This is a genomic window from Humibacillus xanthopallidus, assembly GCF_044793955.1.
In the GTDB taxonomy this organism is placed as follows: Bacteria; Actinomycetota; Actinomycetes; order Actinomycetales; family Dermatophilaceae; genus Humibacillus; species Humibacillus xanthopallidus_C.
In genome coordinates this window covers 4305507-4323834 of record NZ_CP084995.1, presented here as the reverse complement: position 1 = coordinate 4323834, position 18328 = coordinate 4305507, and the positions used below count along the sequence as shown (strand labels likewise).

At 72.0% G+C, this 18328-nt stretch carries 13 protein-coding genes; 7 read left to right on the top strand and 6 right to left on the bottom strand.

Annotated elements, in window-relative coordinates; translation table 11 throughout:
- Positions 1-22 precede the first annotated feature (22 nt).
- Positions 23-1501 (bottom strand): PH domain-containing protein, encoded by a 1479-nt coding sequence (locus LG278_RS19505; protein WP_404389268.1) that lies wholly within the window; start codon positions 1499-1501, stop codon positions 23-25.
- Entirely contained in the window at positions 1498-2103 is a 606-nt protein-coding gene (locus LG278_RS19500) for a PH domain-containing protein (protein ID WP_404389267.1), read from the bottom strand. The genes LG278_RS19505 and LG278_RS19500 overlap by 4 nt, the downstream gene beginning before the upstream one ends.
- A gap of 221 nt (positions 2104-2324) precedes the next feature.
- On the opposite strand from LG278_RS19500, the gene LG278_RS19495 reads away from it, so the two are divergent.
- Positions 2325-2924, top strand: coding sequence for a class I SAM-dependent methyltransferase (locus tag LG278_RS19495; RefSeq protein WP_404389266.1), 600 nt, complete (start codon positions 2325-2327; stop codon positions 2922-2924).
- 167 nt (positions 2925-3091) lie between these two features.
- Here LG278_RS19495 and LG278_RS19490 read toward each other — a convergent pair whose 3' ends face one another.
- The gene (locus LG278_RS19490; protein ID WP_404389265.1) at positions 3092-4987 is read right to left on the bottom strand and encodes an ABC transporter ATP-binding protein; all 1896 of its coding nucleotides are present in this window, start codon (positions 4985-4987) and stop codon (positions 3092-3094) included.
- 143 nt (positions 4988-5130) lie between these two features.
- On the opposite strand from LG278_RS19490, the gene LG278_RS19485 reads away from it, so the two are divergent.
- From LG278_RS19485 to LG278_RS19470, 4 genes are read left to right on the top strand one after another with little or no spacing between them, the layout of a single operon-like run.
- Positions 5131-5544 carry a MarR family winged helix-turn-helix transcriptional regulator gene (locus LG278_RS19485; protein WP_404389264.1) on the top strand — a complete coding sequence of 138 codons (414 nt, stop codon included), beginning with the start codon at positions 5131-5133 and terminating at the stop codon, positions 5542-5544.
- Positions 5545-5551: 7 nt separating this feature from the next.
- Positions 5552-6094, top strand: a complete 543-nt coding sequence (locus LG278_RS19480; protein WP_404389263.1) for a 2'-5' RNA ligase family protein — start codon at positions 5552-5554, stop codon at positions 6092-6094.
- Entirely contained in the window at positions 6091-7125 is a 1035-nt protein-coding gene (locus LG278_RS19475) for an LLM class flavin-dependent oxidoreductase (protein ID WP_404389262.1), read from the top strand. The genes LG278_RS19480 and LG278_RS19475 overlap by 4 nt, the downstream gene beginning before the upstream one ends.
- 1 nt (position 7126) lies before the next feature.
- Positions 7127-8473, top strand: coding sequence for a glycosyltransferase (locus LG278_RS19470; protein WP_404389261.1), 1347 nt, complete (start codon positions 7127-7129; stop codon positions 8471-8473).
- A gap of 230 nt (positions 8474-8703) precedes the next feature.
- Here LG278_RS19470 and LG278_RS19465 read toward each other — a convergent pair whose 3' ends face one another.
- Entirely contained in the window at positions 8704-10725 is a 2022-nt protein-coding gene (locus tag LG278_RS19465; protein WP_404389260.1) for an FAD-dependent oxidoreductase, read from the bottom strand.
- 108 nt (positions 10726-10833) lie between these two features.
- Here LG278_RS19465 and LG278_RS19460 point away from each other — a divergent pair, with 108 nt between their 5' ends.
- Positions 10834-12285: a flavin-containing monooxygenase gene (locus tag LG278_RS19460; protein WP_404389259.1), complete on the top strand. Its 1452-nt coding sequence runs from the start codon at positions 10834-10836 to the stop codon at positions 12283-12285.
- 20 nt (positions 12286-12305) lie between these two features.
- On the opposite strand, the gene LG278_RS19455 is transcribed toward LG278_RS19460, so the two are convergent.
- On the bottom strand, positions 12306-14459 hold the full coding sequence (locus LG278_RS19455; RefSeq protein WP_404389258.1) for a CHAT domain-containing protein: 2154 nt from the start codon (positions 14457-14459) through the stop codon (positions 12306-12308).
- A gap of 101 nt (positions 14460-14560) precedes the next feature.
- On the bottom strand, positions 14561-15934 hold the full coding sequence (locus LG278_RS19450) for a DUF4921 family protein (RefSeq protein ID WP_404389257.1): 1374 nt from the start codon (positions 15932-15934) through the stop codon (positions 14561-14563).
- A 31-nt stretch (positions 15935-15965) separates the two neighbouring features.
- On the opposite strand from LG278_RS19450, the gene LG278_RS19445 reads away from it, so the two are divergent.
- Positions 15966-18326: a glycoside hydrolase family 3 N-terminal domain-containing protein gene (locus LG278_RS19445; RefSeq protein ID WP_404389256.1), complete on the top strand. Its 2361-nt coding sequence runs from the start codon at positions 15966-15968 to the stop codon at positions 18324-18326.
- Positions 18327-18328: the final 2 nt, after the last annotated feature.

The following is an 18328-nucleotide window of genomic DNA, read 5'->3' as shown; positions in this document are numbered from 1 at the left end:
CTGACTCCGCTGACCAAGCGAACTAGGCGAACTCGGCGAGGAGGTCGGGGCTGACCTCGGCGAGCACCTCGTAGGCCCGGTCGACGGGCACATCGACGAGGTCGTAGTGCTGGCGGCCGGCTGCCGTCGTCGCGACGAGCGTCGCCACCCCCGCGCGGCGCTGGAAGAACGACTGCTCGACCTTCCACCCGATGATGCCCTCGCGGTCGAGCACGACGCGCTGCCGGTCGAGCGAGCCGTGCCTCGTGACGAGGTGCTCGGCGGTCACGGCATGCCCGAGCGAGCGATAGCGGTCGACGCCCAGCGCCACCGCGGCGACGGCGAGCACGGGTGCTACGCCGAGCAGGGCGGCGGTCCAGCCCCAGACCAGCCTGCCGACGACGAGGAGAGCGACGACCACGAGCACCGGCAGGACGGCCCGGGTCAGGCGTCGGCGCCGGGCCGTCGGGCCGTGGCTGCGCAGCGGTCCTGAGACGGCCTGCTCGTCGGGCCTGATCTGGCAGGCGAGCGACGTGACCGTCGCGGTCGGAGCGGGCGGGCAGAGCCAGTCGGATCCGCCCTGCTCGCGCAGCAGTCCCGTCGTCACCACCTTGAGGCGTCGGGCGCCGGCCAGCCGCAGCCCGAGGGGCTCGTCGATCTGGATGCCGCGCACTCGTGCCGGGTCGATGCTCGTCTCCCGGGTCGTCAGCAGCCCGCGGCGGGTGTGCAGACTGCCGTGGCGGTTGCGGGTGAGCCGGAAGCCCCAGAAGGTCAGCACATAGGCAGACACGGCGAGCCCGCACACGAGGAGGAGGACGAGCACGACGTCGATCCACCAGTCCAGCTCGCGCAGCCCCCGGGCCCGCTCGACCAGCACCTCGCTCTGCTCGGCGAAGCGCGTGAAGCCCTGGGTGAGGAAGCCGAGCGCTGCCGCAGCGGTGGCAAGGCCGGTGGTCGTCAGGGGTGCGTAGCGGACCCATGCCGGGTCGAGCGCCAGCAGCACCTCCTCGTCGGCGACCGGCGCCACCTCGAGGTCCGGACCGAGCTCGCCGACCTCGACGGGCGTGCCGGTCGGGGCGGGCAGGCCGGTGATCTCCGGGTTGGCGCGGTGCAGCAGCTCGACCCGCAGACGTCGGCCCTCGTCGACGAGCAGGGAGTCGAGCACGAGGCGGTCGCGGGGTCCGCCGCCGGTCGAGATCTCGACCTTGGCCAGCCCCAGCAGCCGGTGGTGCAGCTTGGCGGTGAGGTCGACGGTGCGCACCTTGTCGAGCCGTGCCGTCGTCGTCTGCTTGTTGAGCAGGCCCCGTTGCAGCTCGATCTGCCCGTCGACGATCCGATACCGCGTGGTCACCCACCGCATCACTCCGAAGGCGACGATGAACGGCAGCGCGATCAGCTCCCACCGGCTGTCGCTGTCGGAGCGCGCGATGAGGACGACGACCAGCGCCGGGAGCAGCCGCAGCAGGGTCTCGATCGGGTGGACGAGCAGCATCCGGGCGTTGAGCCGGCGCCACGGGGTCACGTCGCGTCGCCCCGCTCGCGGATGGCCGCGGCCGTCAACGACTCCACGAGCTGCTGGGCCACCGGGAGGTCGAGGCCGTGGATGCTCAGCGGGCCGGCTGCCGACGCGGTCGTCACGGTGACCGAGGCGAGCCGGAAGAGCTGCGCGACAGGGCCGCGCTCGAGGTCGATCGTCTGCACGCGGCTGATCGGGGCGATGCGGCGCTCCTGCCGCAACCAGCCCGCCTGGGTGTAGATCGCGTGCTGGGTCGCCTCCCACCGGTGCACGCGATAGCGCCAGCGCGGCATGACGACGACGTAGGCGATCGACAGCACGAGCCAGAGGGCGCCGACCAGCCAGTGCGCGGTGCGCGAGTCACGGTCGTCGATGAACCACCAGATGATCTGGCCGGCCAGCAGCACCGTGACGCCGACGAGCGCCTCGACCGTCCACATGCCGATGGCGCGTGTCGACACCCGGCGGGCGGGCTCGCGCATCGGCCCCCGGGGCGGCTGCGGCGGGGGGAGCTGCTCGTCGCGCACGTCCACGACCCCACGGTGCCACAGGCGCGCCCCGGCCGGATCACCGACCACGGTATGCCGCCCGGCGAGGTCGCGCTGCACCCTTCCTCGCGCCCCCGCAACATCGAGTGCCCACTTCCCGACGATGGGAGACGGGGCACTCGATGTGGTGTGCGTCGAGTGCTCATCTCTCGGCGGCAGGAAACTGGGCACTCGATGTGGTGTGCGTCGAGTGCTCATTTCCCGACGGAAGGAAGCTGGGCACTCGAGTGCGGGGAGAGGCGGTGGCCCTGCCGAGGGGTGCGAGGTCCTAGGGTGCGCGCATGACGAGCATCGAGGAGCGGCTGAAGCACTACTACGACCGCGAGATGGCGCAGCGCGCCGAGCGCCCGCTCGGCGAGGAGCGCGAGTCCCGGCTCGCAGACTTCGTGCTGCTCTGCCGGGACCGGGGCCTGCGCTCCGTGGTCGAGGTCGGCTGCGGTGCGGGCCGCGACGGCAAGGTCCTGGCTGCAGCAGGACTGGCCTACAAGGGGATCGACCTGTCGGCGGCGTCGGTGGACCTGTGTCGCACCCTCGGTCTCGAGGCCGTGGCGGGATCGGCCCAAGAACTGCCCTATGCCGATGACGAGTTCGACGCGGGGTGGTCGATGAGCACCCTCATGCACCTTCCGGGCGAAGGCCTGAGGGTCGCGCTCGGCGAGCTGCACCGCGTGATCCGTCCCGGAGGAGTCCTCGAGGTGGGCCTGTGGGGCGCCGACGAGAGCGGCGAGTGGACTGATGCGGACGGCCGCTACTTCCGCAGCCGCACCGATGACGAGCTCTGCACGCTGCTGTCAGACGTGGGCGAGGTGACGCACGTCGACACGTGGTCGAGGTTCGACGACGGCGGGCACTACCAGTGGGCCCGCGTCGTCGTGGACTGAGTCGAGGTCCCAGTTCCTGACGGTAGGAAACTGGGCACTCGTCCGGGTTGCTGGTCGAGTGCTCAGTTCCTCGCGGTAGGAAACTGGGCACTCGACGGGGTTGCTGGACGAGTGACTCGGCTCCTGACGGCGGGGAACTGGGCACTCGACGGGGTGTGTGTCTGGGGTCAAGCTGCGAGGGCTGGCTCGCGCTCGGCGGGCTCGCGCTCGGCGGCCGAGCGGGCGGCGGCGAGCCGGGAGTAGCGCCCACCCCGGGTGATGAGGTCGTCATGGTCACCGAGTTCGACGACGCGGCCGTGGTCGAGCACCGCGATCTGCTCCGCGTGGCGCACCGTCGACAGCCGGTGCGCGATGGAGATCGTCGTGCGCCCCTCCATGAGCCGGTCGAGCGCGGCCTGCAGCTCGCGCTCGGTCTCGTTGTCGAGGGCGCTCGTGGCCTCGTCGAGCACGAGCACCCGCGGGTTGCGCAGCAGGGTGCGGGCGATGGCGAGGCGCTGTCGCTCGCCGCCGGAGAAGCGGTGGCCGCGGGCCCCCACGATCGTGTCGAGCTGGTCGGGCAGGGTCGCAACGAGGGCCGACACCTGCGCCGCCTCGAGGGCGTGCCACAGGTCGGCGTCGCTCGCGTCCGGAGCGGCGAGCAGCAGGTTGTCGCGGATCGAGGCGTGCACGAGGTGGGTGTCCTGGCTGACGACGCCGACGATGCGGGCGAGGTCGGCCGGGTCGAGGTCGCGCAGGTCGATCCCGTCGATGGTGACCCGGCCGGAGGTCGGGTCGTGCAGGCGGGCGACGAGTCCGGCGAGGGTCGACTTGCCCGACCCGGTCTCGCCCACGAGAGCCAGCGTCGTGCCCGCGGGCACGGTGAGCGTGACGTCGTCGACGGCATACCTCGTGGGGTCTGTGACCGTCTCGCGCGAGCCTGCGCTGCCGACCTCGTGGCTGAAGCGGACCCGCTCGAAGCGCACCTCACCGCGGAGGCGGTCGTGGCGCACGGGCACCGGCGTCGCCGGGGGAGCGATGTCGACGGGCAGGTCGAGGTAGCCGAAGATGCGGCTGAAGAGCGCCATCGAGCTGATCCACTGGGCGCCGACGTTGAGCAGGCCCATGAGGGGTCGGAAGATGCCGGCCTGCAGCGTCGTGAAGGCGATCAGCGTGCCGATCGTCATGCCGCCCGAGGTCGCGGGGAAGCCTGCGGCGAGGTAGATGAGGGCAGGGATGGCGGCGAAGATGATCTGCATCGTGGCCATCCGCCAGCGACCGGCGAGCTGCGAGCGCATCTCGAGGTCGATGAGGTCGGTCGAGGTGGCGGTGAAACGCCGCTGGGTCGCATCGGCGGCACCGAGGGTCTTGACGAGCGTCATGCCGCTGACGGTGAGGGTCTCCTCGACCTGGCTGTGCAGGTCGGCGAGCCGGCGCTGGCGGCGGGCGGTGATGTCACGACGGATGAGGGCGACGCGCCGGGTCATCCACACGGCAGGTGGGATGACGAGCAGCGAGAGCAGCGACAGTCGAGGGCTGAGGGCGATCATCGCGACGGCTGTCGCGATCGCGGTCGTGACGTTGCTCGCGATCGAGGTGGCCGTCGAGGTGATGACGGCCTGCATGCCGCTGATGTCGTGGGTGAGGCGCGACTGCACCTCTCCGCTGCGGGTGCGGGTGAAGAAGGCGATCGACTGCCGCTGGAGGTGCCGGAACACGTCGGTGCGCAGGCCGTGCATGACGCGCTCGCCGACCGCGGTCGTCAGCCAGGTCTGCACGACGCCGAGCAGCTGCGTGACGACGGTGACGGCGAGCATGCCGCCCACGGCCCAGAGCAGCAGGCTGACGTTCTGGTGGGGCAGGGCGTCGTCGATGACGGCGCGCAGGAGGAAGGGGGAGGCCATCGAGATGACCGAGATGGCGACGATGATCGCCGTGACGAGGGCGACGGATCGTCGGTGCGGGCCGAAGAGGGCGAGGACCCGGCGCATCGGCACGGGGGATTCGGCGAGCTGCTCGCGGTCGGCGGGGTCGATCTTGTCGGGGCCGCGTCCGCCGCGCTGTCGGGGGGTGGTGGTGTCGTTCAAGGAATCACTCCATATCTGATCTCCGATTCATAATGCTGAGGTTACCTCACTATGAGGCAGCATGGCAAACTGCACCGTATGCTGCTGCCATGCGCCCACCTGCCGAGCCGTCTGCGGACCAGCAGTCCGTGGATGTGCCGTCCGTGGACGAGCAGTCCCTCGACGAGCTGCTCCTGGGCGCGGCTCGCGCGCTGCGGCGCACGTGGTCGAGCGGCCTCGGTCCCGACCTCTCGCCCCACGACGCGCGGGCGCTGCGCGTCATCGGGCACCACGGCCCGACCCGGCTCGGCGTCGTCGCCGACCACCTGCGCATCGCTCCCCGATCGGCCACCGACGTCGTCGACCGGCTCGAGTCGCGCGGGCTCGTCGAGCGGGCTCCCGACCCCGACGACCGCAGAGCCATGACCGTGCGCCTCACCGAGCCCGGGCTCGTCGCGCTCGGCGAGGTCGACGCCTCCCGCCGGGAGGGTGCTGCCCAGTTCTTCGGGGGGCTCAGTGCGCGGGAGCGGGCCGAGCTGGCAACGATCCTCGCCAAGCTCGACCCCCGGTCGGACTGAGGACTCCGTGCCGCTCCACTCGGTCGAGGCGCTGCTCGACGCCGCCACCGATGCGGCGGTCAGGCGGGAGTGGACGGCGCTCGCGGAGGCCGGGCTCCCGAGCCAGACCGCGCACCGGGGGCCGACGAACGCGCCGCACGTGACGCTGTCGGTGGCGACCGGGGTGCCCGACGCCGTCGAGAGCAGGCTGGCGCGCGAGGTCGAGGCCCTGCTGCCCCTGGCCGTACGCCTGGGCCCGCCGCTCGTCCTGGGGTCGAGACGTTTCGTGCTGGCCCGGCTCGTCGTGCCGACCGAGGAGCTGCTGCGTCTGCACGCCGTCGTCGCCGAGGCGATGTCGGCGGCCCCCGACGTGCCCGAGGTCGTGCGCGCGGGTCGGTGGACGCCGCACGTGACCCTGGCCCGCGGCCTCGAGTCGGGGCAGGTCGGCGACGCGCTCGCGGCGCTCGGGCGGGGCGGGCCCTTCGACGGCAGCATCGCCACCGTGCGGCGGTGGGATCCAACGACACGGCGCGCGTGGCCGGTCGGTCGCAAACCTACGATGGAGCCATGAGCCTCGAACTCGGCCTCGACACCTTCGGCGACATCGCGCACGGCCCCGACGGCACGCCCCTGCACCCGGCGACCGTCATCCGCGAGGTGCTCGCCGAGGGCGAGCTCGCCGACCGCCTCGGCCTCGACTTCTTCGGCATCGGCGAGCACCACCGCGACGACTATGCCGTCAGTGCGCCCGACGTGCTGCTGGCCGGGCTCGCGACCCGCACGGAGCGCATCCGTCTCGGCACGTCGGTCACGGTGCTGAGCAGCGACGACCCGATCCGTGTCTTCCAGCGCTTCTCGACGGTTGACGCGCTGAGCCGCGGTCGAGCCGAGATCACCGTCGGCAGAGGCTCGTTCATCGAGTCCTTCCCGCTCTTCGGTCTCGACCTCTCCGACTACGAGACCCTCTTCGAGGAGAAGCTCGACCTGCTCGCGGCCGTCGCGGCCGAGCAGCCGGTGAGGTGGGAGGGCTCGATCCGGCCCCCCGTGCAGGTCGAGCGCGTCATGCCCGCGACCGAGTCGGGTCACCTGCCCGTCTGGGTGGGGGTGGGCGGCACGCCGCAGTCGGTGGTGCGGGCCGCGCACTACGGCTTCCCGGTCGTCATCGCCATCATCGGCGGCTCGGCGCGTCAGTTCGCGCCGCTGGCCGACCTCTATCGCCGTGCCCTGTCGGAGATGGACAAGCCCGAGCTGCCGCTCGGCGTGCACTCGCCCGGCTACGTCGCGGCCACCGACGAGCAGGCCCGCGAGGAGTTCCTGCCGCACTTCCTGCCCCTGATGAACAAGCTCGGCCGCGAGCGGCGCTGGGCGCCCATGACGAAGGAGCAGGCAGCGCTCCAGCTCGGTCCCGACGGCGCCGTCTACTGCGGCTCTCCCGAGACAGTCGCGGCCAAGATCGCCGACACGGCAAGGGTGCTCGGGCTCTCGCGCTTCCAGCTGAAGTACTCCTTCGGCACCCTGCCGCACGACCAGCGGATGGAGTGCATCCGTCTCTACGCCGAGGAGGTCGCGCCCCGGGTGCGTGCGCTGCTCGCAGAGGACTGACGTGAGGGTGCTGCTCGTCGGGATGGGCTCCCGCGGTGACGTGCAGCCGCTCCTCGCGCTCGCCCCGCGTCTCGAGCAGCTCGGGTATGCCGTGTCGCTCGCTGCCGCGGCCGACTTCCGTGAGCTCGTCGAGGCCCACGGGGTGCGTTTCGAGCCGCTGTCCTTCGACCTCGAAGGGCCACTGCGAACCGGCCTCGGTCGTGAGGGGCTGCAGGGCTCGGCCACCAACCAGGTGCGCGAGGCCCGGCTCATGCGCCAGGTCGTCGCGCAGACCGCGGAGGCCCTGGCAAGCGACCTCGAGAGGCTCGTCGCCGACACCGATGCGGTCGTGTCGGGAGCGCTGACCTTCGACGCCGTCGACGCCCTCGTCTCTGCGGGTGGCCGCGCCTCGAAACCGCACGTCTATGCCGTCTTCGCCCCGGTGTGGCCGAGCGCCCACGGGCCGTCCGTCGCGCTGGCGCTGCGGCCCGGCTCGACCTCTCGGTTCAACCTCGCGTGGAGCATGCTCGCAGGCCGGGTCGCGTTCGACCTCTTCCGCCCGCCGGGCGACCTCATCCGCAGACGACGAGGACTGCCGCGCAACACCTTTCGCGGCTATGTCGCTGCTGCCCGTCGCACGCCGACCCTCCTCGCGGCGAGCCCTGCGGTCGTGCCGCCAGCGCCGGACTGGCCGCTCGCACTGCGCCAGACGGGCTACTGGGTGCGCGCCGGGGTCGTCGGCGAGGGCGCGGGCGCGGGCGAGGGCGCGACCGGTGGCGGCGACGGCGACCGCGGTTCGGGTGGCCTCGAGCCCGCCCTCGAGCAGTTCCTCGTCGACGGCCCTCCGCCCGCCTACATCGGGTTCGGGTCGATGCCGACTGCCGACCCCGTCGGCGTCGCCCGCGACATCCTCGCCGTGCTCGACCGGCTCGGACTGCGCGGCGTCGTCAGCGAAGGACTGGCGGGCCTCGTCGCACCGACGACGCCCGGACCGGGGTCTGCGGGCCACGGCTCGGTGATCGGCGTGGGCGCCACCGGTCACGAGGCCCTCTTCCCCCGGTGCGCCGTCATCGTGCACCACGGCGGGGCGGGCACGACCGCCGCCGCGGTGCGGGCCGGCGTGCCCCAGGTCGTCGTGCCGCACGCTGCCGACCAGCCCTACTGGGGCCGCCGCCTGGCCGACCTCGGTGTCGCGGCCGGACCCATCGCGCGCAAGGACCTCACGCCGATGCGTCTCCAGCGGGCGCTCGAGGTCGCGCTGTCGCCGGAAGCCCGCCGGGCGGCATACCTCCTCGGTGAGCGGGTGCGGGCCGAGGACGGTGCCGGCGATGCCGCGGCCCTCATCCACGCCCACCTCGCAGGTCGCTGAGCTCCGCTGCCCAGGGGCCAGTCGAGTGCCCATTTCCCCCACAGCTCGAGTGCTCACTTCTCGGTGTCGAAAACGGGGCACTCGACTCGATCCGAGGCAGACGTCCAGTCGAGTGCTCACTTCTCGGTGTCGAAAAATGAGCGCTCGACTCGATCCGAGGCAGACGTCCAGTTGAGTGCTCACTTCTCGGTGTCGAAAACTGAGCACTCGACGGAGGAAGGGGCCTACCCCTAGATTGTTGCGGCGAGCTCGGTGGCCTGGCGGATGGCGCGCTTCGCGTCGAGCTCTGCGGCGAGCTCGGCGCCGCCAATGACATGGACGCGCACGCCGCGCGCGGTGAGCGCCGGCCCGAGGGCGTTGACGGACTCCTGGCCGGTGCAGACCACGATGGTGTCGACCTCGAGGACCTGAGGGTCGGTGCGGTCGGGACCGTGCGTGATGTGCAGCCCAGCGTCGTCGATGCGCTCGTAGTTGACGCCGACGTGGTGGTGAACGCCCTTGGCCTTCAAGGACGCCCGGTGCACCCAACCGGTCGTCTTGCCGAGGCCCCTGCCGATCGGCGTCGCCTTGCGCTGGAGCAGGTGCACCTCGCGCGGTGACGCCGCGGGCTGCGGCGGCACCAGCCCGCCTCGCGACGCGTCCGGAGCGCCGACGCCCCACTCCGCCATCCACTGCTCGACGGTGAGGGGCGACTCGACATGGGTGAGCCACTCGGACACGTCGACCCCGATGCCGCCTGCACCCATCACGGCCACCCGTTGACCGACAGGCGCGCCGTCACGGACGGCGGCGGCATACGTCACGACGGAGGGGTGGTCGATGCCGGGCACGTCGGGGATGCGCGGCTCGACCCCGGTGGCGACGACGACCTCGTCGAAGTCCGTGAGGTCGTCGACCTCCGCGCGCCTGCCGAGGTGCACCTTGACGGTGGCGAGGTCGAGGCGCCTGCGGTAGTAGCGGATCGTCTCGGCGAAGTCCTCCTTGCCGGGGATGCGCTGGGCGATCGCGAACTGCCCGCCGAGGTCGTGGCCCGCCTCGAAGAGCTCGACCCGGTGGCCCCGCTCGGTGAGCGCGACCGCGGCCGCGAGGCCGGCTGGGCCTGCGCCCACGACCGCGACGTGCTTGGTGCGGCGGCTGGGGGCGAGGACGAGGAGCGTCTCGTGGGCCGCGCGTGGGTTGACGAGGCAGGTGGCGGTCTTCTTGGCGAAGGTGTGGTCGAGGCAGGCCTGGTTGCAGGCGATGCACGTGTTGATCTCGTCGGCGCGCCCCTCGGACGCCTTGACCACCCAGTCGGGGTCGGCGAGCAGGGGCCTCGCCATCGACACGAGGTCGGCGCTCCCGTCGGCCACCACCTGCTCGGCGAGGTCGGGCATCGTGATCCGGTTGGAGGTGACGACCGGGACGGAGACCTCGGGCCGGAGCCGTGCGGTCACCCGCGAGAAGGCGCCGCGCGGCACCGAGGTCACGATCGTGGGGACGCGCGCCTCGTGCCAGCCGATGCCGGTGCTGATGATCGTCGCGCCGGCCGCCTCGACCTCGCGGGCGAGCGCCACGATCTCGTCCCACGACTGTCCGTCGGGCACCAGGTCGAGCATGGAGAGGCGATAGACGACGATGAAGTCGGTGCCGACGGCCTCACGCACGGCACGCACCACCTCGACGGGCAGCCGGCGGCGGCGCTCCGGGGAGCCGCCCCACTCGTCGTCACGGCGGTTGGTGCGCGGCGCGAGGAACTGGTTGAGCAGGTAGCCCTCGGAGCCCATGATCTCGACGCCGTCGTAGCCGGCGGAGCGGGCGAGGCGCGCGCAGCGGGCGTAGTCGTCGATGGTGGCGCGCATGGCCCGGTCGGACAGGGCGCGTGGCGTGAAGCGCGAGATGGGCGACTTCTCCGCCGAGGCCGACACGGCGAGCGGGTGGTAGGCATAGCGGCCGGCGTGCAGGATCTGCAGGGCGATCTGGCCGCCCTCCCGGTGCACGGCGCTCGTGATGACGCGGTGGCGTCGGGCCTGCCGCTCGCTCACGAGCACCGACCCGCCGGGATAGAGCGACCCGACGAGGTTGGGCGCGAAGCCGCCGGTGACGATGAGGCCCACCCCACCCCGCGCTCGCGCGGCGTAGTAGGTCGCGAGGCGGTCGAAGTCGCGGGCCCGGTCCTCGAGGCCGGTGTGCATCGAGCCCATGACGACGCGGTTGCGCAGCGTCGTGAAGCCGAGGTCCAGCGGCTGGAGGAGATGAGGGTATGCCGTCGTCACGGGTCCGAGGGTAGCCGCTGGTTACCGCTCGGTAGCCGACGGCGCGTCGAGGGTCACAGTGGCCGGGGGACGAAGGGCCAGCGCGGAGCCGTGGGTGACAATGGCCGCGTGAGCGAACATCTCGACGTCCTCGTCGTCGGCGCTGGACTCTCGGGCATCGGCGCCGGCTACCGGCTCCAGACGATGACGCCCTCGCGGTCTTGGGCGATCCTCGAGTCGCGTGACTCGCTAGGAGGCACCTGGGACCTCTTCCGCTACCCCGGGGTGCGGTCGGACTCCGACATGATGACGCTCGGCTTCCCGTTCGAGCCGTGGACCGACCCCGACGCCATCGCCGACGGCTCGAAGATCCTCGACTACCTGCGCGCGACGGCGCACAAGTACGGCATCGACGAGCGGATCCGCTTCGGGCACAAGGTCGTCGCAGCCTCGTGGTCGACGCCCGATGCGCGCTGGACCGTCGCCGTCGAGCACCGCACGGAGCGCGGCACAGAGCTGCTCGAGCTGACCTGCTCGTTCCTCTACCTCTGCAGCGGCTACTACGACTACGAGCGTGGCCACGAGCCGGACTTCCCGGGGCGCGACGCCTTCGAGGGGCGGGTCGTGCACCCGCAGCTCTGGCCCGACGACCTCGACGTCGCGGGCCAGAAGGTCGTCGTCATCGGCTCGGGAGCCACGGCCGTCACGCTCGTGCCTGCTCTCGCCGAGCGTGGTGCCGAGGTGACGATGCTGCAGCGGACCCCGACGTGGATCACGTCGCTGCCTCGACGCGACCGGGTGCGCGACGTCGTGCAGCGGGCCCTGCCGGTCGGTGCCGGGGGTGCGGTGGTGCGCTACAAGAACGTCCTCACGTCGATGGCCTTCTACGAGCTGACCCGTCGTCGACCGACCGCGGCGCGTGCGCTGCTGTCCAAGGGTGCGACGCGGTCACTGGGGTCGGCCACGATGGTCGCCGACCACTTCACCCCGACCTACGACCCGTGGGACCAGCGTCTGTGTCTCGTGCCCGACGGAGACCTCTTCGAGGCCCTGAGATCGGGGCGTGCCCACGTCGTGACCGACACGATCGAGACCTTCACGCCACACGGCATACGGCTCGCATCGGGACGTGAGCTCGAGGCCGATGTCATCGTCACGGCAACGGGCCTGCGCATCAAGGTCGCCGGCGGCATCGAGATCGTCGTCGACGGGGAGCGGCGGCCCACCCGCGACCTCACCGTCTATCGGGGCATGATGTTCGTCGGGGTGCCCAACCTCGCGATCAGCGTCGGCTACGTCAATGCGTCGTGGACGCTGCGCGCCGATCTTGCGAGCCGCTACCTCTGCCGCCTGCTCACCCACATGGAGCAGCACGCCTGGCGCATCGCGGTGCCGCAGGCGCCGGAAGGCATGGTCGGCCGCCCGCTGCTGCCCCTGGCGTCGGGCTACGTGCGCCGCGCGGGGGACGAGCTGCCGCAGCAGGGCGACGCCGCGCCGTGGCTGATGCGCCAGAACTACCTGCTCGACCGCCGCGACATGCTGCGCGGTGACGTCACCGAGGCGATGGCCTTCGCCCGCTGACACCGTTGTGCGGGCGGCGGTCAGCGGACCAGCGCCCAGACAACCACCACGACGAGTGCCAGGGCGAGGATCGCGAGGAGTGCGGGGTGGAGACGCCGCGTCTGCGGGAGGCCACGAGTGGTCGGGTCGCTTCGGACTGGCGGTGCCGTCATCGCCGGAGGGATCGATGTGTGTGTTGATGGCGTGCGCGGGGTCGGGGTGTGGTCGGTCGCCAGTGCGGACGGCAGCCGGCGGAACTGCAGTGCTGACATCTCAGCCGGCGGCAAGCCTTCGGCCCTGGGGAAGGGCTGCTCCCAGTAGAGCGGCAGGACGAAGCCGTCCCTCGGCGTCGCGAGGGCGTGCTCCCACTGCTCACGGCATGCGGGCGACACCATGGAGCGCGACGACCAGAAGAGCTGGAACACGTCGGCATCGTCGATGAGGGGCAGCAGCCATCCGGTCGGCGCATCCTCTTGCTGGGCGGTCACCACGCGGTCGAGATAGTCGTCACCCAGGGCCCTGGCCACGGCGGCGACTCCCTCCACGACGGCGGCGTCGCCTCGGTCGAAGCAGGGGAAGATCCTGCGATAGCGCGGAATGGGCGACGGCCGGGGTGTCTCACCCGCTTGGCCGTCACGGTGGATCGGCAGCTCGAGGCGCGTCTCGGCGATGACGACCGGCCCGCAGAAGACGCGAAGCCACCCCTCCGCGGTCGTGCCCGCAGCGGCCGCGTTGGCGCGCAGGAAGAACCTGGCCTCAGCGACATCTCCCGTCCAGGCGAGGTCGGCCTGTCGCGGGTGGCACTCCACGTGGTGGGGCAGCTCGGGCACGATGACGAGCCGAGCCCCGCGAGGGAGCACGAGGCTGGACTCCTCGGTCGTCGTGCGGACGGGCTCCGCTCCGAACAGCCCCTGCACGCGGGCTCGCACCTGAGCCACCTGGTCGACGGTGCGACCGTCCTCGGCGACGAAGGGCTCGCCGTGGTGCGCCAGGACGAGCAGGGTCTCCCATCTCTCCGCGAGCAGCCGCGGTGGTCGCGCCACGGTGAACTCCACGTCCTCATCGAGCGGTGGCAACAAGCCGGCTCGGAGTCCCGCTGCGACCGATGACGAGAGATGGAGGGCGATGATCGGCCAGTCGCGCGCCAGCCGAGTGTCGCTGTCGGCCAAGGCCGCCCGGGCGCGGGTCACGGCCTGCTCGATGGGCGCAGCGGCGGCCAGCCCCTCGTAGAGCGATGCAGCGAACGCCACCGCCGCCGCATCGCTGACCGCTGCGCGCATCGCGATGACGGCGGGGATGCCGGCCCGCACGAGCGACGTGCCCGCGCCGGCGAAGGGATCGCCGGGGTCGGCGATCGAGCCGTGGCAGGAGTTGAGCACGACGAGTCGAAGGGAGGGTGCGGCGCCGAGCACCGCCGCCACGTCGTCGAGGGACCGGACCGACAGCCGCCCCTCGCCGTCGGTCAGAGCGAGGGCGCTGCGTCCATCGGGCCCCACCGTGCCGTGACCGATGTAGTGGAAGACATGGGTCTCCCTGTCCAGCAGGGCTGCCCGGATGCCGTCGAGCGAGGCGTTCTCGATCACGTCGACGACGACAGCAGATCCCGAGGTCACCGGGGTGAGCCGCGCCGTGAGCTCGGCAAACTCCGTGGCGCCGTCGATCGGCGTGGTGGCGAGCGGGGAGGTCACCGCCACGAGGATGCGCAGGGGTGCACCCCGCGCCTGCTCGAGCTCGTGCACCGCCGTCTCGGTGCAGCGCACGAGGGGAATGCGCGGGTCGAGGGCGACGAAGGTGTCGGTCTGCGGGTCGCGGAGCAGCTCCCAGGGCAGCACGTCGGCGCCGCCCTCGAAGCGCAGCATGATCCGCAGCCCCGAGCCGACGGCACCCGCCCGCAGCACGCTCGCCCGGAACCTGACGAGGACGGCGTCGACCATGAGGGCCCTGAAGAGGACCTCTCCCACGAGCCGGTCGTCCGGCGGGTCGTCAGGAGCCGGTCCGGGTCGCGCACCGGACAGCGGGGCCAGCCTGCGGTTCGAGGGGGTCGGCCGCTCCGGCCTCCACAGCGCGGCGACCCCTGGCCAGGCGGACCTCACCGTCGTCGTCTCTCCGGCGGGCGAGCGCAACACGCGCACCGCGATCTCGTCGCCGTGCCTCGACACGGTGACGTCGAAGTCGAGATAGCTCTGTGGTCCCACGCTGCGCCTCGCCTGGCCGACTCACTCCAGACTGGCACGGATGCCGCGCTGTCACAGGTGAATCGAGCGCCGGGCAGCAGCGCTCAGCGCGGCCCGCGCCGTCAGCCGATCGTGATCCGGTCGGACACGAGGCCGCGGTCGGCGAGGTCGCGCAGCCGGGTCACGGTGCGCTCGTGCACCGCCCACGGGTCGATGGTGTTGACGTAGATCTTCGTGCCGCCCTCGAAGCCGGCGGGGGTGGACACCCGCAGCTTGATGACGGCGCGGAGCGGGATCGGTAGGTCGAGCTGCGGCGGCCCGTGGTGCCACTCCTCGTTGGTCGGCACGTCGACCCCGATCGCGGCGTGGCAGGCGTGGACGACGTCGGAGAAGTCACGCACCTCCTCGTCGGACAGCTCCCACGGGCGCCGCTCGGTGTTCGTCGTGTGCACGACGAGGGAGGGGTACTGGTGGCCGACCCCGGCGAAGGCCACGGCCGTCGACGTGCGCGCGACGACGAGGCCCTGCTCGTCGGCGAACTGGCGACCCCACCGCGTGAAGAGGTCGGGCTCGGCCCGGACCCGCTCGGACTCGCGCTCGAGGTCGACCCCGGGCTCGTCGATGGCCACGAGCTGCTTGTGCAGGTGGTCGAAGGACGCTCCCGCGGGCCGCAGCCAGTTCTGGAAGGCCGATACGTAGCGGGCATGGGGGTTGCCGCGGTAGAGGTCGTGCATGGCCTGGATCGTGAATCGCGTGTAGTGCCAGTGCTCCTCGGGAGTCAAGGTGCCGGACCCGGCGTTCTGCCAGTCGTCGAGCGCGCCGTCGGTGAAGTGCCGGCGAGCCACGAGCACCTGATGGTTGCCCGCGAAGAGCGCCACCGACTCCCGCTCGAGGTCGCGCTCGTCGAAGGGCTCCGCGTCGGCGCCCCGGCTGTCGCGCGCCCGCATCCTGATGCGGGCGAGGGCCGTCAGGTGAGCGCGCCCTCCGGGCGTCGAGAGGTATGCCGTCCGGTGACCCTGGGACTCCGGAGTGGGCTCGAAGCCGTGGGCGAGGTGCCAGTAGTCGTAGGTGAGGATCTCGAAGAGGTTGGGGAAGAGCCGGAACTGCGCGACGGTGTCGCCCAGCTGCTCGGCCGTGAGGCCCCGGATCTCGCGCCAGCCACCGGCCTCACGCACATCGCGGACGAGGCGGGCGATCTCGGGGGTCGTCTCGAGCAGCCGTCCGGCGCAGAAGGCGCAGTGCCGGTCGTGCTCCGCCGGGTCGAGGGGGAGGGGCGCGGGCCGCGTCAGCCCGAGGGGTCGGGCACCCCGGCCCGGGAGCGTCCACACCTTGGTGCCGGTGACCGGGTTGACCTGCTTGACCGTGCCGTCGGGCAGGCGGGTGAGGGGCTGGACCTCACGCTCGGCGTGAGCCGCACGCACCGCACGCTCACCGTGCGAACGGCCGGTCCCACGGCCGGTGTGCTTGCCGGTCTGCTTGCCGGTGGGCTCGGTCACCGCCTCAGCCTAGGTGGGCTAGCGTCGAGCCGTGGACGACGACGACACGACCCGCCCGCCCTACCGCGACCCTGCGGTGCCCGTGGAGGCACGGCTCGACGACCTGCTCGGGCGCATGACGTTGCCCGAGAAGGTCGGGCAGATGCTGCAGCTCGACGCCCGCGGCGACCTCAGCGAGATCGTGCAGACCAAGCTCGCCGGCTCGATCCTGCACGCGTCTCCCGAGAGTCTCGTCGCGGCCGTCGCCCTCGCCGGGCAGACCCGTCTCGGCATCCCGCTGCTCACCGCCGACGACTGCATCCACGGCCACTCCTTCTGGCCGGGGGCGACGATCTTTCCGACCCAGCTCGGCATGGCGTGCTCGTGGGACGCCGACCTCGTCGAGCGGGCCGCGCGTGTGACGGCTGTCGAGGTGTCGGCCACCGGCATCCACTGGACCTTCTCACCGGTGCTCTGCATCACCCGCGACCTGCGCTGGGGCCGGGTCGGCGAGACGTTCGGGGAGGACCCCCACCTCATCGGCGAGCTCGGCGCCGCCATGATCCGCGGCTACCAGGGTGACGGGCTGACCGACCCCACGGCCATCCTCGCCTGCGCCAAGCACTTCGCCGGCTACTCCGAGACGCAGGGCGGCCGCGATGCCAGCGAGGCCGACCTGAGTCGGCGCAAGCTGACGTCATGGTTCCTGCCGCCCTTCGAGCGGGCGGTCCGTGAGGGCTGCCGCACGTTCATGCTCGGCTACCAGTCGATCGACGGCGTGCCGGTGACCGCGAACCAGTGGCTGCTCGACGACGTGCTCAAGGGCGAGTGGGGCTTCACCGGCACCCTCGTCACCGACTGGGACAACGTCGGGCGCATGGTGTGGGAGCAGAAGGTCTGCGCCGACGACGTCGAGGCGGCGACGGTCGCGGTGCGCGCCGGCAACGACCTCGTCATGACCACACCGACCTTCTTCGAGGCCGCCCAGGAGGCCGTCGCACGAGGGCTGCTCGACGAGGCGGCCATCGATGCGGCGGCGCGGCGGGTGCTGCGCATCAAGTTCGAGCTCGGGCTCTTCGAGGACCCGCGACCGCCGGACCCGGCTCGGCAGGCCGCCGTCATCGGGTGCAGTGAGCATGCCGACCTCAACCTCGAGCTGGCGCGACGCTCCCTCGTGCTGCTGACCAACGACGGCACGCTGCCCTTCGGCGTCCCGCCTCTCGGCGCCGCGCCCCTCGACGCTGCTGGGGCAGACGCCTCCGACCTTGCGAATCTTGCTGGAGGCCAGACGCGCTCGGCGGTTACCATCGCCGTGATCGGTCCCAACGCGGACGACCCGCAGGCCAACCTCGGCGACTGGGCCGGGGCCTCGGGGCAGGTCGACTGGATGCCCGACGGCCACCCGCGCGACACGGTGGAGACGGTGCTCGACGGCTTCCGGGTCGTCGCTCCCGCCGACTGGACCGTCACGCACGCGCGCGGCGCCGAGATCGAGGTGCTCGTGCCGGACCCCGACGGCCCGCTCTTCCCCGACGGGCAGCCCCGGCCCCCGGTGTCGCAGGCAGCCGCGGTCGATCCCCAGCAGCTCGCCGAGGCCGTCGCGGCGGCGCAGCGGGCCGACCTCGCCGTCGTCGTGCTCGGCGACACGATCGCCCTGACAGGAGAAGGCTGCTCGACCGCCACGCTCGAGCTGCAGGGCGGCCAGATCGCGCTGCTCGACGCCCTCGTCGACACCGACACCCCCGTCGTGGTCGTGCTGCTCCACTCCAAGCCGTGCGTCCTGCCGCCCAGTGCCCTGCGTGCCGCCGCCGTCATCGAGGCCTTCAGCCCCGGCATGCGGGGAGGCCGGGCCGTCGCCGAGCTTGTCCTCGGTCAGATCGAGCCCTTCGGGCGGCTGCCCGTCTCGGTGCCACGGCACGTGGGCCAGCAGCCGACCTACTACAACCAGGTGCGCGGCCAGCACGGTCACCGCTACGCCGACCTCACCCAGGACCCCCAGTTCGTCTTCGGCGAGGGCCTGACCTACACGACCGTCAACTGGTCGGACCTCAGGTTGGATGCGAGCGACGTGACGCTGGACGACGTCGTCACCGCGCAGGTCGCGCTGACCAACACGGGCCACCGGACGGCATACGAGCTCGTGCAGGCGTATGTCACCGACGTCGTCACGAGCGTCACGTGGGCGACCAAGGAGCTCAAGGCGTTTCGTCGGGTGACGGTGCCGCCGGGCGAGACCGTCACCGCGAGCGTGGAGGTGCCGGTCTCGGCGTGCACCCTCGTCGACGCCGCGGGCCGACGTGTGGTCGAGCCCGGTGAGTTCGAGCTGCTCGTCGGGCGCAGCTCACGTGACGCCGACCTCCAGCGAGCCCGCTTCACCGTCCAGGTCCAGCAGTCCGCGACCCCCACCGCCTGAAG